This is a genomic window from Erythrobacter sp. HL-111 (assembly GCF_900105095.1).
Lineage (GTDB): Bacteria > Pseudomonadota > Alphaproteobacteria > Sphingomonadales > Sphingomonadaceae > Erythrobacter.
Genome location: NZ_LT629743.1, coordinates 976415 through 989442 on the forward strand (window position 1 = coordinate 976415; position 13028 = coordinate 989442).

The window sequence follows — 13028 nt, forward strand, 5'->3', positions numbered from 1 at the left end:
GCCAATTGCAAAGGGGCAAAGGAAAAGGGCGGCCCTTCGCGGAGCCGCCCTTCCCTGATTTCGCGTTTCCGCGAGCGCTCACCCCTTCGGCGCGTTATCGCGGCGTTCGGCGATGCGCGCGCGCTTGCCGGTGCGGCCGCGCAGGTAATAGAGCTTCGCCCGGCGCACGACGCCGCGGCGGACCACGGTGATGTCGTCGATGATCGGGGAATAGAGCGGGAAGACGCGTTCCACGCCCTCGCCGAAGCTGATCTTGCGCACCGTGAAGTTGGAGCCCATGCCGCGGTTCGAACGCGCGATCACCACGCCTTCGAAGTTCTGCACGCGTTCGCGGTTGCCTTCCTTGACCTTGACGCCGACACGCACGGTGTCGCCGGCCCGGAAGTCGGGAATCTGGCGTTCGACCTTGCCGATTTCCTCGGCTTCGATTTGCTGGATCAGGTTCACTGGTCCGTATCCTTCTTTGTTCGCTGCGCGCCAGAGGCAGACCCGCCCGGAGCATCCCCGTGACGCTCCCATAGATCGGGCCTGCGTAACCGTGTCGTCTCGCGCGCCATGGCCTTGCGCCAGGCGGCGATCCTCGCATGATCCCCCGATCGCAGCACTTCGGGGATCGTGCGCCCTTCCCACTCCTGAGGTCGGGTGTAGTGCGGGTATTCGAGCAGGCCATCCTCGAAGGATTCCTCCTCACCGCTCAAGGCCGCGCCCATTACGCCGGGAAGCAGCCGAATGCAAGCGTCGAGTATGGCGAGCGCGGCGGGTTCTCCGCCCGACAGGACGATGTCGGCGAGGCTGATTTCCTCGATCCCCGGGCGGGCCTCGAACAGGCGCTCGTCGAAGCCTTCGAACCGGCCGCACAGCAGGGTGACGCCGGGTCCGGCGGCAAGTTCCCGGATGCGCGCCTGCATGATCGGTTTGCCGCGCGGCGTCATGGCGAGGATCGGGGCCTCGGGCCGGAGGCTGGCGGCATGATCGACCGCGCGCGCCACCACGTCGCATCGCAGCACCATCCCCGCCCCGCCGCCCGCGGGCGTGTCGTCGACGGTGCGGTGCTTGTCCTGCGCGAAATCGCGGATCTGCACCGCCTCGCACGACCAGTCGCCGCGCTCCAGCGCGCGCCCCGCGAGGCTGAGGCCGAGCGGCCCGGGGAACATCTCGGGGTAGAGCGTCAGGATGGTGGCGGCGAAGGTCATTCGGTTTCGGGCAGATCGGGCGCGGGCCGCCGCTTCGCATCCTCGCGCCGCAGCCAGTCGACATAGCTCACCAGCGCCACGCCGATCGTGCTGCCCCATACGGCGAGCGCGACGAGCGCGAAGATGAGCGCGCCGACCACCCCGCCGTCGCGGGTCGCGGCCATGAACAGCGCGAGCGGCACCGCGCCCAGCGCGCCGATGCCCATCATCCCGCCGAGGCCGGGCCGCTCCTTCGCGCGGGCGAGGATCAGGTGGGCCAGGATCGGGGTCAGGATCATCGGCGAGAGCACCATCACCCACCACAGCCATTCGGGCGCTTCGAACATCGGCCTTCCCTCCCTCGGACAAGCAACGGGCGGAGCGCGCCAATGATGGCCGCCCCGCCCGCTTCTTAGCCGTGGAAGAGCGCTCTCGCCAGTCCGTCAGGCCTTGCGAAAGAGCATGATGCCCCAGGTCAGCCGCCCCTCGTCCGCGCCGCGCACCCAGTGGCCGAGCCCCGTGATCATGCGGTCGACGAATGCGTCGCTCGCCGAAAGCTCGTCCCGGCGCGCGTCGAGTTCCTCGGCGACGCGGGCATAGTGGTTGCGCAGCTCGCCGGAACGGTCCTGCACCTCGATCTCCGCCAACCCGCGCGCCTTCAGCCCTTCGCGGTAGAAGGCGAAGCTCGCGAGGTTTTCGAGGTGGATGCGGTCGTATATCGGTTGCAGCGCGCCCGTGTCCGAAAGCCCGTCGGCCTGCATCGGGTCGGTGAAGACGAAGCGCCCGCCGCTCTTCAGCACCCGCGCCACTTCGTCCAGCACCGCGCCGCGATCGGGCGCGTGGAGGATCGCGTCCTGGCTCCACACCACGTCGAACCCGGCATCGCCGAAAGGCAGCGCGTCGAAGGAGCCGTCGACCACGTCGATCCGGTCGGACAGGCCCGCCTCGCCCGTCAGCTTGCGGTTGCGGGCGTTCTCCTCCTCGGCGATGTTGAGGCAGACCACGGATCGCGCGCCGTGCTTCGTCACCAGCCGGCGCGCCCCGCCGCCATAGCCCGAGCCGATGTCGAGCACCCTAGCATCCGACAGGTCGCCGAGCAGGCCGGCCATCGTGTCGACCGTTTTCGCGCTCGCCTCGCGGATGTCGCGCGTGTCGTCATATATGCCGACATGGATGTCCTCCCCGCCCCAGATGGTGGAGTAGAACTCGATCGCGTCGCTGCTGTCGTAATAGTCGCGCGCAACCGCGACGCCCGCGCTTTTCGCCTGCGCTTCAGCTGGCATATTCTTTTTCCGCCACGTGGATGAAGAAATCGGGCGCGGAATCCTGGTGGTCTTCCTGGAAGTCGCCATAGGTGTGGATCTGCTGGAACCCGACATCATAGAGCAGCCCGCGGACATATTCCTTGCGAAGCGGGAACATGTTTAGGTAATAGTCGGACCCATCCGGGAAGGAATACTTGAACCGTGCGAGGGTGTCGTCGACATATTCCGGCTCGGCCGTGACCTGGTCGCCGCAGTAGTAATACTTGTGCTTCGTGCTGAATCCGCGGTCGAGGATCTGGTCGTAGTTCCTCTGGTCGAGGATCAGCACCCCGTCGTGCTTCAGCGCCGCGTAGAATTCGGCGAGCGCCCGGCGGCGGTCGTTCTCCTCGTGCAGGTGGGTGAAGCTGTTGCCCAGGCAGATGATCGCGTCGAACTTGCCGTGCACGTCCTTGTTGAGCCAGCGCCAGTCGGCGTGCACGGTCTTGAGCACGAAATCGTGAGCGGCCGCGTTCCGGAAAGCCATCGCCAGCATCTCCGCCGACCCGTCGACCGAGAACACGTCGAACCCGGCCTTGAGCAACTGCACCGAATGGAACCCGGTGCCGGTGGCCACGTCGAGCACCGATCGCTTGCCGCGCGCACGCAGGAGGTCGATGAAGAACCTGCCCTCGCTTTTCGCGCGGGCTTCCCAGTCGATCAGCTCGTCCCACTTTTCGACGAAGCCGCGCACGTATTCGTTCCGGTACACGTCGGATTCGCGCACGGCATTCGGGTCGGCCCCGTAATCCTGATTGCGTTCGGGCGCGAAGGTGCTCGTGATGGTCCTGTCCACTATCCGTTCCCCGTCCTGTTCAAGTGTCGCGGCACGCGCGAGAAAAACCCCCGGGCGGAGGCTGACGCCGAAGCAAAAATGCAACATTTTTGAGTGCGCGAATTAAAACACGCGCGGCACCGCATCACAACCGGAGCGACGGCTTTCGGCAAAATCGCAAGATTATTGCGTTTGACGCAATCACCTTGTCGCGCGCCGCAAGCTTGTGGTTCGGGAAACGCCGATCACAAACGGAAATTTCGCAATGTAACAAATATCAAGCCGCGAAAGTCGCAGGAATCGCCCTTGGGCGGGGATTCGGCGTCACTCGGCGAAAGGGGCGGCGATCACCATGCGCGCCGCATCCCAGGTGAGCACCGCCGCCTTCGTCATCGGGACCATGAAGGTCGCGGGACCCTTCGCCGGCGGCGGGTCGCGGCGGATTTCGACGATGTCGCTGGCCCCGAAATTGGCGACCGCGATCACCTCTCCGACGGGTTCGCCCGCGTCGGTTTCCACCGCCAGACCGATGAGGTCGGCGTGGTAATATTCACCCTCCTCCAGCGGGGGGAGAGCGGCGCGCGGGACGGTGAGGACGGTGCCGCGCAGGCGCTCGGCCTCGCTGCGGCTTGCGACTTCGGTGAACCGCGCGATCGCCCCGCCCTTGCCGTCGGGGCGGATCTTGAGCGGGGTAAGCGCGCCTTCGTTGAACGCCGCGTGGCGGGACAGCGCCTCGACCCCTTCGCCGAAGAGCTTCAGCCGCACCTCGCCCGCGACGCCGTGGGCGCCGGTGATCGCGGCCAGTTCGATCCGGTCTTTCGCCACGGCGCGCTCCGGGTGCACGCCGGCCCCTCGGCGGGACCGGCGCGAACACGACGAGGGATTCAGCCCTCGGCCTTTTCCTCGCCCGCCGCTTCCGCGGGAGCCTCTTCGGCCGGAGCCTCTTCGGCGGGCGCTTCTTCAGCGGGAGCCCCGGCGGCTTCGGCTGCGGCGGCCTTGGCGGCTTCCTCCGCCTCGCGCGCCTTCTCGGCCTTCTCCTCGGCGCGTTCCTTGGCCTTCTCGCCCGGCTCGCCCTTCTGCGGGTTGCTGCGCGTCTCGCGCTCGCGGATGCCCGCTGCATCGAGGAAGCGGGCGACCCGGTCCGACGGCTGTGCGCCGACCGAGAGCCAGTGGCGCGCGCGGTCCTCGTCGAGCTTGATGCGCGCGGGGTCGTCCTTGGCGAGGAGCGGGTTGTAGGTCCCGATCTGCTCGAGATACTTCCCGTCGCGCGGCGCCCGGCTGTCTGCGACGACGATGCGGTAATAGGGACGCTTCTTGGCGCCGCCGCGCGAAAGCCTCATTGCAATTGCCATTATGTCTTACCTTTCGAATGGAAATGCTTGATAAAGTGAACTGAAACTATTTCTTGCCCTTGGGACCGCCAAGGCCGGGGGGAAGACCGCCGCCGGGGCCTCCGGGGCCGCCCATGCCCGGCATTCCGCCCCCGCCGAACATCGCGGCAAGGCCCTTCAAACCGCCCATCTTCCTGATCTGCTTCATCGCGCGGCCCATTTCCTGGTGCATCTTCAGCAGCTTGTTGACGGTCTGCACGTCCGTCCCGCTGCCCGCCGCGACGCGCTTCTTCCGCTTGGCGTTCATCAGGGCGGGATTGGCGCGTTCCTTGGGCGTCATCGAGGAGATGATCGCGTCCATGTGGACGAGCACCTTGTCATCCATGTTCGAAGCGGCCATCGCCGCCTTCGCCTTCTTCATCCCCGGCAACATCCCGGCGAGCATTCCGAGCCCGCCCATGTTCTGCATCTGCCTGAGCTGCATCCGCAGGTCGTTGAGGTCGAACTTGCCCTTCTCGAAATTGCGCTGGAGCTGTTCGGCCTCTTCCTCCTTGATCGTGGCCGCCGCCTTTTCGACCAGGCTGACGACGTCGCCCATGCCGAGGATGCGGTCGGCGACCGAGGAGGGCCGGAAGGTTTCGATCGCGTCGAGCTTCTCGCCGGTCCCGGCGAACTTGATCGGCTTGCCCGTGACCGCGCGCATCGAAAGCGCCGCGCCGCCGCGCGCATCGCCGTCCATCCGGGTGAGGACGACCCCGGTGAGCGGGACTTCGCCCGAAAAGCTCTGCGCGACGTTGACCGCGTCCTGGCCGGTTAGCGAATCGACGACGAGCAGCACCTCGTTGGGTGCCGAAACGCCCGCGACCGCCTTCATCTCGGCCATCAGCGCTTCGTCGACATGGAGGCGGCCCGCGGTGTCGAGCAGGAGCACGTCGACGTTCTGGAGCCGCGCGGATTCCATCGCGCGCCGGGCGATGTCGACCGGCTGCTGGCCGGCCACGATCGGGAGCGTCGCGACATTCGCCTGCTCGCCCAGCACCGCGAGCTGTTCCTGCGCCGCCGGGCGATTGACGTCGAGCGAGGCCATCAGCGCCTTCTTGCCGTGGCGTTCGCGGATCAGCTTGGCGAGCTTGGCGGTGGTGGTGGTCTTGCCCGAACCCTGCAGCCCGACCATCATGATGACGACCGGCGGCTTCGCGTCGAGCTTCAGCCCCTCGACCTCGGTCCCGCCCAGGGTTTCGACGAGTTCGTCGTGGACGATCTTGACGACCTGCTGGCCCGGCGAGACCGAGCGCAGCACGTCCTGGCCGATCGCCTTTTCTGTCACCGAATCGATGAAGCGGCGGGCGACGGGCAGCGCGACATCGGCTTCGAGCAGGGCCACGCGCACCTCGCGCATGGCATCGCGCACGTCCTGTTCCTTGAGCGCGCCGCGGCCCTTGAGGCGATCGAAGACGCCGCCAAGCCGGTCGGACAGGTTGTCGAACATCGCCTCGTCACTCCCTGCCCGGCGGTGATCCGGGCTAAACGCGAAAAACGCCGGCGGACGAAACCTCGTCGGCCAGCGTGCGGACGACCGCCCGAAGGCGGAACCCCGTGAATGTGGTTGACTGGTGGAGCCTAGCGGGATCGAACCGCTGACCTCAACACTGCCAGTGTTGCGCTCTCCCAGCTGAGCTAAGGCCCCGAGCCAGTCATGATGCGAGCCGTTCCTTGCGGAGCCGCTCGCGGGATGCGCCCATTATAAGGGCGGCACCCCGTTTGCAAGAGGTATTTGGGAAGGCCGGGCGGGCCGATCAAGCCCGCCCCGCCCGGCTGCACCCCCGGACGGGGGCGCGCGGCCCGATCAGCTGTCCTCTTCCTCGTCGTCGCCCTTGCCCTTGGACACGCCGAGATCGTCGTCGCCGCCGAGATCGACGTCGTTGTCGGGGGAATCGTCATCGTCGTCGATGTCGATGTCCTCCAGATCATCGTCGCCCGACAGATCGCTGTCGGCCTCGGTGTCCTTCTCCTTCTTCTCGGTTTCCTCGAAGGGGATCGGCTGCTTCGACTTGAGCACCGGTTCCGGGGTCCAGGTGTTGCCGCATTCGATGCAGGTCACCGGGTCTTCCTTGCCCAGGTCGTAAAACCGGGTTCCGCAATTGGGGCAGGTACGCTTGGTACCCCATTCTGGCTTCGCCATGCTTGAAAAGTCCTCGAAATGGCCTCGCGCTTGTCCTTGCGAGTACCGTTACATCCGTCAAGTCAGTCTTGGAAACTGGCACGCCCCCTGCGTGAATCAAGCCGGGGGCGGCACGTGGCGGCGCGCCTTGCCAGAAGGGAAAGGCGCTGTCAAAGCACCGCCGGAAATCGCGATGCGCCGCAATCGGCGCCGGGGAGACCATGCCAGCCCACACCTTCCATTCCGCCGCAGCGCCCCTCACCGGTCGCATCCGCGTGCCCGGCGACAAGTCGATCAGCCACCGCGCGCTGATGCTCGCCGGGCTCGCGGTCGGGCGCAGCACGATCGCGGGCCTGCTCGAAGGCGAGGACGTGCTTGCCACGGCCGCGGCGATGCGGGCGATGGGCGCTGCGGTGGAGCGGGAGGCGGACGGGACCTGGGTGGTGGACGGCGCGGGGCTCGGCAGCCTGATCGAACCTGCCGGGGCGCTCGACATGGGCAATTCGGGGACTTCGACGCGGCTCCTCATGGGCCTCGTCGCGAGCCACGGCATCACTGCCACCTTCACCGGCGACGCCAGCCTCTCGCGCCGCCCGATGGAACGGGTCATCACTCCGCTCGCGCGGATGGGCGCGGCGATCACCGCCTCGCCCGGCGGCACTCTGCCGCTCATGATCCGCGGCGCGCTGCCCGCCGTGCCGATCGCATACCGCCTGCCGGTGGCAAGCGCGCAGGTGAAGAGCGCGGTGCTGCTCACCGGGCTCAACACGCCGGGGATCACGCGGGTGATCGAGCCCGTCCCGACGCGCGACCACACCGAACGGATGCTGGCGGGCTTCGGCGTGAAGCTGGAGATCGGCGAGGAGGACGGGGCGACAGTCATCGGCGTCCACGGCGAGGCGGAGCTCGCCCCGCTCGACGTGACGGTGCCGGGCGATCCCTCCTCCGCCGCCTTCTTCATGGTCGCGGCAACGCTGGTGCCGGGCAGCGACCTCACCATCGCGAACGTCGGCATCAACCCGACCCGCGCGGGGCTGATCGAGGCGCTGCGGATGATGGGCGCCGACATTGCCGAGGAAAACCCGCGCGAGGTCGGGGGCGAGCCGGTCGCGGACCTCAGGGTACGCCACGCGGTGTTGCGGGGCGCCGGGATCGACCCCGCTCTCGCCCCGGCGATGATCGACGAGTTTCCCGCCCTCTTCGTCGCCGCCGCGATGGCCGAGGGGACGACGACCACCTGCGGGCTGGAGGAATTGCGGGTCAAGGAATCCGACCGTCTCGCCGCGATGGCCGCCGCGCTCGACCTCGCCGGCGCACGGGTGGAGGAGCGCGGCGACGGGCTCGTCATCCACGGCACGGGCGGCGAACCCCTGGCCGGCACGCCCGAAGGCGCGCGGGTCGCGACCCGGCTCGACCATCGCATCGCCATGAGCATGGCCATCGCCGGCCTCGCCAGCCGGAGCGGCGTCGCGATCGACGATACAGCGCCCATCGCGACGAGCTTTCCCGATTTCACCGCGCTGCTTGAACAAGCGGCCTCGCCGGCCCCATCTTCGCCGGACCTTCGATCGGAGACCCTGCCATGAAACAGTCGCGCCTTGCCCCCGCCCTCCTGCTGCTCGCCGCCTGCAGCGGCGCGGCTCAGGCGGCCACCTACGAAATGTTCCGCGATCCCGATTGCGGCTGCTGCGGCAAGTGGGCGGGGCATGTCCGCAGCGAGAACGCGGTCGCGGTGGCCGAAACGGTCACCGCCGACATGGCCCGCGTGAAAGCCGAACACGGCGTGCCCGAAGACCTGTGGAGCTGCCACACGCTCGTCGTCAGGGACTACGTGATCGAGGGCCACGTCCCCGCCGCCGAGATCGAGCGCCTGCTCGCCGAGCGGCCCGAGGGCGTTGTCGGCCTCGCCGTTCCGGGTATGCCGGTCGGCTCGCCGGGGATGGAGATGGGGGACCGGACCCAGCCCTACGCAGTCATCGCCTTTCGCGCGGACGGCAGCCGCTTCGTCTTCGCCCGCTACGGCTGAGGCGGGACGGGACCGGCGCGTGAGTGCACCGCTCGACACCTATTCGCTTGTCGGTTTCGCCGGCACGGCCTGCATCATCGGCGCCTATGCCTACCTCACGCTGAACGCGCGGCCCAACCCTTTCGTCCTCCACGGCGCGAATCTCGCCGGGGCGGCGCTGCTGACCGTCAGCCTCCTCGTCCACACCAACTGGCCGAGCCTCGCGCTCGAGGGATTCTGGGCCGCGATTGCGATCACCGGGCTGGTGAAGGCGCTGCGATCGGGCTCCGCCGCATCCAGCGCCAGGGCGAGGCAGGGCCGCAGGACGAAGGACGCGGAGGCGCCCGATCGATGACCCGCCGCGCGCTCCTGAGGCGCGTCGTCGCCGCGCTCGCGCTGGTCGCCGCGGCGTTCGGCTCGGCCCTGTTCTGGGGCGAGGGCAACCTCGAAGCGGGCGAGCTGTGGCCCAATCTCCTCGTCGCTGCGATCGGCCTCGCGGTGCTCCATTTCCGCTGGCGCGCGCAGGAACGCCGCGCGCTCACCCCCCGCCGCATCAGGGACACTTTCGAATGACGCGTCTTGCCCTCCGCCTTGCCGCCGCGCTCCTGCCGCTGGCGCTGCTTCCCCCCGCCCCGCTCGCCGCCGACGACGGGCTCGACTGGTCCGCGCCCGAGCGCGAATTGCGCGTCGCGGTCGAAGGGGGCGAGGTCTGGGTGCGGGTGAACGGCGATCTGGGCGCGGCGGCGGAGCCCGCGATCTTCATCCATGGCGGCCCCGGCGGCACGCACATGACCTTCGGCAACCTCGTCAGCCTTTCGGACGAGCGCGCGGTGATCCTCTACGACCAGCTCGACAGCGGCAAGTCCGACCGGCCCGGCGACCCGGCGAACTGGCGGGTCGATCGCTTCGTCGGCGAGCTGGAGGCGATCCGCAAGGCGCTAGGGGTGGAGCGCTGGCACCTCGTCGGGCACAGCTGGGGCGCGGCGCTCGCGCTCGAATACGCCGCCGCCCACCCGCGGCACACCGCCTCCGCCGTGCTCGGCGGGACCTATATCTCGACCCCGCACTGGATCCTGGGCACGAACCTGCTGATCCGCGAACTGCCCGACGAGATCGGGGAGACGCTCGCCGCCTGCGAGAGCCCCGCCCCGCCCCCGCCGACCAGGTGCCGGGAAGCGACGCGGGCCTTCTACGCCGCCTACAACGGCAGGGCGGATCGCCCCGCCCCCAGCGACAGGGCACGCGCCTACCGGCAGCGCTATGGCGGCAAGGGGTTCAACGAGGCGCTCTACAACGCGATGTGGGGGCCGAGCGAGTTCCGGGCCACCGGCTCGCTGGTCGATTACGACGCGACGCCGCTGCTCGCCCGCGTCGACGGGTCGCGGGTGCTTTTCATGGTCGGCCAATACGACGAGGCGCGGCTCGACACGGTGCAGGATTTCGTCGCCCTGACCGAGGGTTCCGAACTCGCGGTGATCCCCGGCGGGTCGCACGCCTTCCCGGCCGAACGACCGGAAGTGACCGAGGCGGTGCTGCGCGACTGGCTCGCCCGGATCGACCGGCGGGACGGCGACGCCAGGCGGGAGCAGGGGCAATGATCATCGCGGTCGACGGACCCACGGCGAGCGGCAAGGGCACGATCGCGAAACGGCTCGCCGCGCATTTCGGCGTGCCGCACCTCGACACCGGCCTCCTCTACCGCGCGGTCGGGCGGCAGGTCGCGCTGGACGGCGGCGATCCCGACAGCGAGGCGGACGCGCTCGCCGCCTGCGCCTTTCCGGACGCGCTGCTGGAGGACCCGGTCCTGCGCTCGGAGGAAGTCGGCGGGCTTGCAAGCCGCGTCTCGATCCACACGGCGGTGCGCGCCGCCCTGTTCGAACGCCAGCGCGCCTTCGCCACGCAGCCGGGCGGCGCGGTGCTCGACGGGCGCGACATCGGCACGGTGATCGCGCCCGATGCGGAGGTGAAACTGTTCATCACCGCCAGCGTGGCCGAGCGCGCGCGCCGCCGCTGGCTCGAGATGACGGCCGCGCATATCGGGCGCGAGGACCAGATCCCGCTCGCCGAGATCGAGAAGGACATCGTCCGCCGCGATGCGCGCGACATCAACCGCAAGGACGCCCCGCTCAAGGCCGCGAGCGATGCGCTGGTGATCGACACCACCAGTTTCAACAAGGACCAGGCCTTCGATGTCGTGCTCGAAGCAGTCAGGGAACGTCTCGCGCAAGCCTAGGCCCCCTGCCTTGCCGGGCGCGGTGCAGGCGCCAAATCCCTTGCCTTTCCCGCCCGGTTGACATAAAGGCGCGCCCGTTCTCGCAATCACGAATGGTTGAGTGGACCTTCGCGTATCCGCATCCGGCGGCGCGGAGAGGTCGGCCTCTTGCCCCGTCAGCCGCCGCAATGGTGCGCGCGGAGACGGAGAAAGACCCCGGAAAAACCGGCGGCCGGTAGCAAAACGAACCCAGGACACGCACACTTATGGCGACTTCGCCCCATCCCACGCGCGACGATTTCGAAGCGCTCCTCAACGAACAGCTCGGCGGCGCCGACGAAGGCGGTTTCGAAGGCCGCGTCGTCAAGGGCACCGTCACCGCGATCGAGGCCGGCATGGCCGTGATCGATGTCGGCCTCAAGTCCGAAGGCCGCGTCAATCTCAAAGAATTCGCGCGCGGCGAAGAGGACCACAATCTCTCGGTCGGCGACGAGGTCGAAGTCTATGTCGACCGTGTCGAGAACGCCGACGGCGAAGCGATGCTCAGCCGCGACCGCGCCCGCCGCGAAGCCGCGTGGGACAAGCTCGAGAACGAATTCGGCGAAGGCAAGCGTGTCGAAGGCCGCATCTTCGGCCGCGTCAAGGGCGGCTTCACCGTCGATCTCGACGGTGCCGTGGCGTTCCTTCCCGGCTCGCAGGTCGACATCCGTCCCGTGCGCGACGTCACCCCGCTGATGGACGTGCCGCAGCCCTTCCAGATCCTCAAGATGGACCGCCGCCGCGGCAACATCGTCGTCTCGCGCCGCGCCGTGCTCGAGGAAACCCGCGCCGAACAGCGCAGCGAGCTGATCGACAAGCTGGCAGAGGGCCAGGTGATCGACGGCGTGGTCAAGAACATCACCGATTACGGCGCCTTCGTCGACCTGGGCGGCATCGACGGCCTGCTCCACGTCACCGACATGAGCTACAAGCGGGTCAACCACCCGAGCGAGGTCATCAACATCGGTGACACCGTGACGGTCCAGATCGTCCGCATCAACAGCGAAACCCAGCGCATCAGCCTCGGCATGAAGCAGCTCGAAAGCGATCCGTGGGACGGCGTCTCGGCCAAGTACCCGGTCGGCATGAAGATCACCGGGACGGTCACGAACATCACCGAATACGGTGCCTTCGTCGAACTCGAGCCGGGCATCGAGGGGCTCGTCCACGTGTCCGAGATGAGCTGGACCAAGAAGAACGTCCACCCGGGCAAGATCGTCTCCACCTCGCAGGAAGTCGAGGTCATGATCCTCGAGGTCGACAGCGAGAAGCGCCGGATCAGCCTCGGCCTCAAGCAGGCCCAGCGCAATCCGTGGGAAGAATTCGCCGAGAAGCACCCGATCGGCTCCGAAGTCGAGGGCGAAGTCAAGAACGCCACCGAATTCGGCCTGTTCGTGGGCCTCGACGGCGACGTCGACGGCATGGTGCACATGTCCGACATCGCCTGGGGCATCTCGGGCGAGGACGCGCTGGCGCTTCACCGCAAGGGCGAGATGGTCAAGGCGGTCGTGCTCGACGTCGACGTCGACAAGGAGCGCATCAGCCTCGGCATGAAGCAGCTCGAAAAGGGCGCGCCTTCGGCCGAAGGCGCCGATGCGAGCGCGCTGCGCCGCGGCACCGTGGTCACCGTCACCGTGCTGGAGGTCCGCGACGGCGGGCTCGAAGTGCAGGTCGGCGAGGACGGCGCGACCGGCTTCATCAAGCGCAGCGACCTCGGCCGCGACCGCGACGAACAGCGCCCCGACCGCTTCCAGGTCGGCAGCAAGGTCGATGCGATGGTCACCGGCTTCGACCGCTCGAAAAAGCCCAATTTCTCGATCAAGGCGCGCCAGATCGCCGAAGAGAAGGAAGCCGTCGCGCAGTTCGGCTCGTCCGACAGCGGCGCGTCGCTCGGCGACATCCTCGGCGAGGCGCTGAAGAAGGGCGAATAAGTTCCGAACGGGGTCCCTGCCTTGCGGGGATTCGCGAAAGACAGGAAAGGCCCGCTTGCCCCGACGGCAGGCGGGCCTTTTCCATTCGGGGCGCGGCCTGT

The 13028-nt window shown here is 68.2% G+C and carries 16 protein-coding genes and 1 tRNA gene; 7 read left to right on the plus strand and 10 right to left on the minus strand.

What is annotated here, in order from left to right:
* Positions 1-78 precede the first annotated feature (78 nt).
* The 10 genes from rplS to BLU08_RS04665 form a co-directional block, all read right to left on the minus strand.
* Positions 79-447 (minus strand): 50S ribosomal protein L19, encoded by a 369-nt coding sequence (gene rplS / locus BLU08_RS04620; protein ID WP_090195922.1) that lies wholly within the window; start codon positions 445-447, stop codon positions 79-81.
* A complete protein-coding gene (trmD, locus tag BLU08_RS04625) occupies positions 444-1193 on the minus strand; it encodes a tRNA (guanosine(37)-N1)-methyltransferase TrmD (RefSeq protein WP_090195927.1) in 750 nt (249 codons plus the stop codon). Before trmD ends, rplS begins: the two co-directional genes overlap by 4 nt.
* Positions 1190-1519: a hypothetical protein gene (locus tag BLU08_RS04630; protein ID WP_090195931.1), complete on the minus strand. Its 330-nt coding sequence runs from the start codon at positions 1517-1519 to the stop codon at positions 1190-1192. The genes trmD and BLU08_RS04630 overlap by 4 nt, the downstream gene beginning before the upstream one ends.
* A 96-nt stretch (positions 1520-1615) precedes the next feature.
* A complete protein-coding gene (locus BLU08_RS04635) occupies positions 1616-2455 on the minus strand; it encodes a methyltransferase domain-containing protein (RefSeq protein ID WP_090195936.1) in 840 nt (279 codons plus the stop codon).
* On the minus strand, positions 2445-3269 hold the full coding sequence (locus tag BLU08_RS04640; RefSeq protein WP_233996093.1) for a class I SAM-dependent methyltransferase: 825 nt from the start codon (positions 3267-3269) through the stop codon (positions 2445-2447). The genes BLU08_RS04635 and BLU08_RS04640 overlap by 11 nt, the downstream gene beginning before the upstream one ends.
* A gap of 303 nt (positions 3270-3572) precedes the next feature.
* Positions 3573-4073, minus strand: coding sequence for a ribosome maturation factor RimM (rimM, locus tag BLU08_RS04645; RefSeq protein ID WP_090195942.1), 501 nt, complete (start codon positions 4071-4073; stop codon positions 3573-3575).
* A gap of 59 nt (positions 4074-4132) precedes the next feature.
* Complete coding sequence (rpsP, locus tag BLU08_RS04650; RefSeq protein WP_090195945.1) at positions 4133-4600, minus strand: 30S ribosomal protein S16; 468 nt, start codon at positions 4598-4600, stop codon at positions 4133-4135.
* Positions 4601-4646: 46 nt separating this feature from the next.
* Positions 4647-6068, minus strand: coding sequence for a signal recognition particle protein (gene ffh / locus BLU08_RS04655; RefSeq protein ID WP_090195951.1), 1422 nt, complete (start codon positions 6066-6068; stop codon positions 4647-4649).
* Positions 6069-6190: 122 nt separating this feature from the next.
* A tRNA-Ala gene (locus BLU08_RS04660) sits at positions 6191-6266 on the minus strand.
* A 159-nt stretch (positions 6267-6425) separates the two neighbouring features.
* A complete protein-coding gene (locus tag BLU08_RS04665; protein ID WP_090195954.1) occupies positions 6426-6761 on the minus strand; it encodes a TIGR02300 family protein in 336 nt (111 codons plus the stop codon).
* A 200-nt stretch (positions 6762-6961) separates the two neighbouring features.
* Between BLU08_RS04665 and aroA the strand changes: the two genes are divergently transcribed.
* The 7 genes from aroA to rpsA all read left to right on the plus strand — a co-directional run bounded on the left by aroA (position 6962) and on the right by rpsA (position 12927).
* Positions 6962-8326: a 3-phosphoshikimate 1-carboxyvinyltransferase gene (gene aroA, locus BLU08_RS04670; protein ID WP_090195960.1), complete on the plus strand. Its 1365-nt coding sequence runs from the start codon at positions 6962-6964 to the stop codon at positions 8324-8326.
* A complete protein-coding gene (locus BLU08_RS04675; protein ID WP_090195963.1) occupies positions 8323-8766 on the plus strand; it encodes a DUF411 domain-containing protein in 444 nt (147 codons plus the stop codon). The genes aroA and BLU08_RS04675 overlap by 4 nt, the downstream gene beginning before the upstream one ends.
* Positions 8767-8785: 19 nt before the next feature.
* The gene (locus BLU08_RS04680) at positions 8786-9100 is read left to right on the plus strand and encodes a permease (RefSeq protein ID WP_090195966.1); all 315 of its coding nucleotides are present in this window, start codon (positions 8786-8788) and stop codon (positions 9098-9100) included.
* Positions 9097-9318 (plus strand): hypothetical protein, encoded by a 222-nt coding sequence (locus BLU08_RS04685; protein ID WP_090195969.1) that lies wholly within the window; start codon positions 9097-9099, stop codon positions 9316-9318. The genes BLU08_RS04680 and BLU08_RS04685 overlap by 4 nt, the downstream gene beginning before the upstream one ends.
* Positions 9315-10343 carry a proline iminopeptidase-family hydrolase gene (locus BLU08_RS04690; RefSeq protein WP_090195972.1) on the plus strand — a complete coding sequence of 343 codons (1029 nt, stop codon included), beginning with the start codon at positions 9315-9317 and terminating at the stop codon, positions 10341-10343. Before BLU08_RS04685 ends, BLU08_RS04690 begins: the two co-directional genes overlap by 4 nt.
* Entirely contained in the window at positions 10340-10978 is a 639-nt protein-coding gene (locus tag BLU08_RS04695) for a d(CMP) kinase (RefSeq protein WP_090195974.1), read from the plus strand. The genes BLU08_RS04690 and BLU08_RS04695 overlap by 4 nt, the downstream gene beginning before the upstream one ends.
* Before the next feature lie 245 nt (positions 10979-11223).
* On the plus strand, positions 11224-12927 hold the full coding sequence (gene rpsA, locus BLU08_RS04700; RefSeq protein WP_090195979.1) for a 30S ribosomal protein S1: 1704 nt from the start codon (positions 11224-11226) through the stop codon (positions 12925-12927).
* The last annotated feature ends 101 nt before the right edge of the window (positions 12928-13028 follow it).

Bases quoted from the DNA above. Each gene is read 5' to 3' on its own strand.
- trmD (WP_090195927.1), bottom strand. From the start codon at position 1,193: ATGACCTTCGCCGCCACCATCCTGACGCTCTACCCCGAGATGTTCCCC.
- BLU08_RS04630 (WP_090195931.1), bottom strand. From the start codon at position 1,519: ATGTTCGAAGCGCCCGAATGGCTGTGGTGGGTGATGGTGCTCTCGCCG.
- BLU08_RS04635 (WP_090195936.1), bottom strand. From the start codon at position 2,455: ATGCCAGCTGAAGCGCAGGCGAAAAGCGCGGGCGTCGCGGTTGCGCGC.
- rpsP (WP_090195945.1), bottom strand. From the start codon at position 4,600: ATGGCAATTGCAATGAGGCTTTCGCGCGGCGGCGCCAAGAAGCGTCCC.
- ffh (WP_090195951.1), bottom strand. From the start codon at position 6,068: ATGTTCGACAACCTGTCCGACCGGCTTGGCGGCGTCTTCGATCGCCTC.
- BLU08_RS04665 (WP_090195954.1), bottom strand. From the start codon at position 6,761: ATGGCGAAGCCAGAATGGGGTACCAAGCGTACCTGCCCCAATTGCGGA.
- aroA (WP_090195960.1), top strand. From the start codon at position 6,962: ATGCCAGCCCACACCTTCCATTCCGCCGCAGCGCCCCTCACCGGTCGC.
- BLU08_RS04675 (WP_090195963.1), top strand. From the start codon at position 8,323: ATGAAACAGTCGCGCCTTGCCCCCGCCCTCCTGCTGCTCGCCGCCTGC.
- BLU08_RS04685 (WP_090195969.1), top strand. From the start codon at position 9,097: ATGACCCGCCGCGCGCTCCTGAGGCGCGTCGTCGCCGCGCTCGCGCTG.
- BLU08_RS04690 (WP_090195972.1), top strand. From the start codon at position 9,315: ATGACGCGTCTTGCCCTCCGCCTTGCCGCCGCGCTCCTGCCGCTGGCG.
- BLU08_RS04695 (WP_090195974.1), top strand. From the start codon at position 10,340: ATGATCATCGCGGTCGACGGACCCACGGCGAGCGGCAAGGGCACGATC.
- rpsA (WP_090195979.1), top strand. From the start codon at position 11,224: ATGGCGACTTCGCCCCATCCCACGCGCGACGATTTCGAAGCGCTCCTC.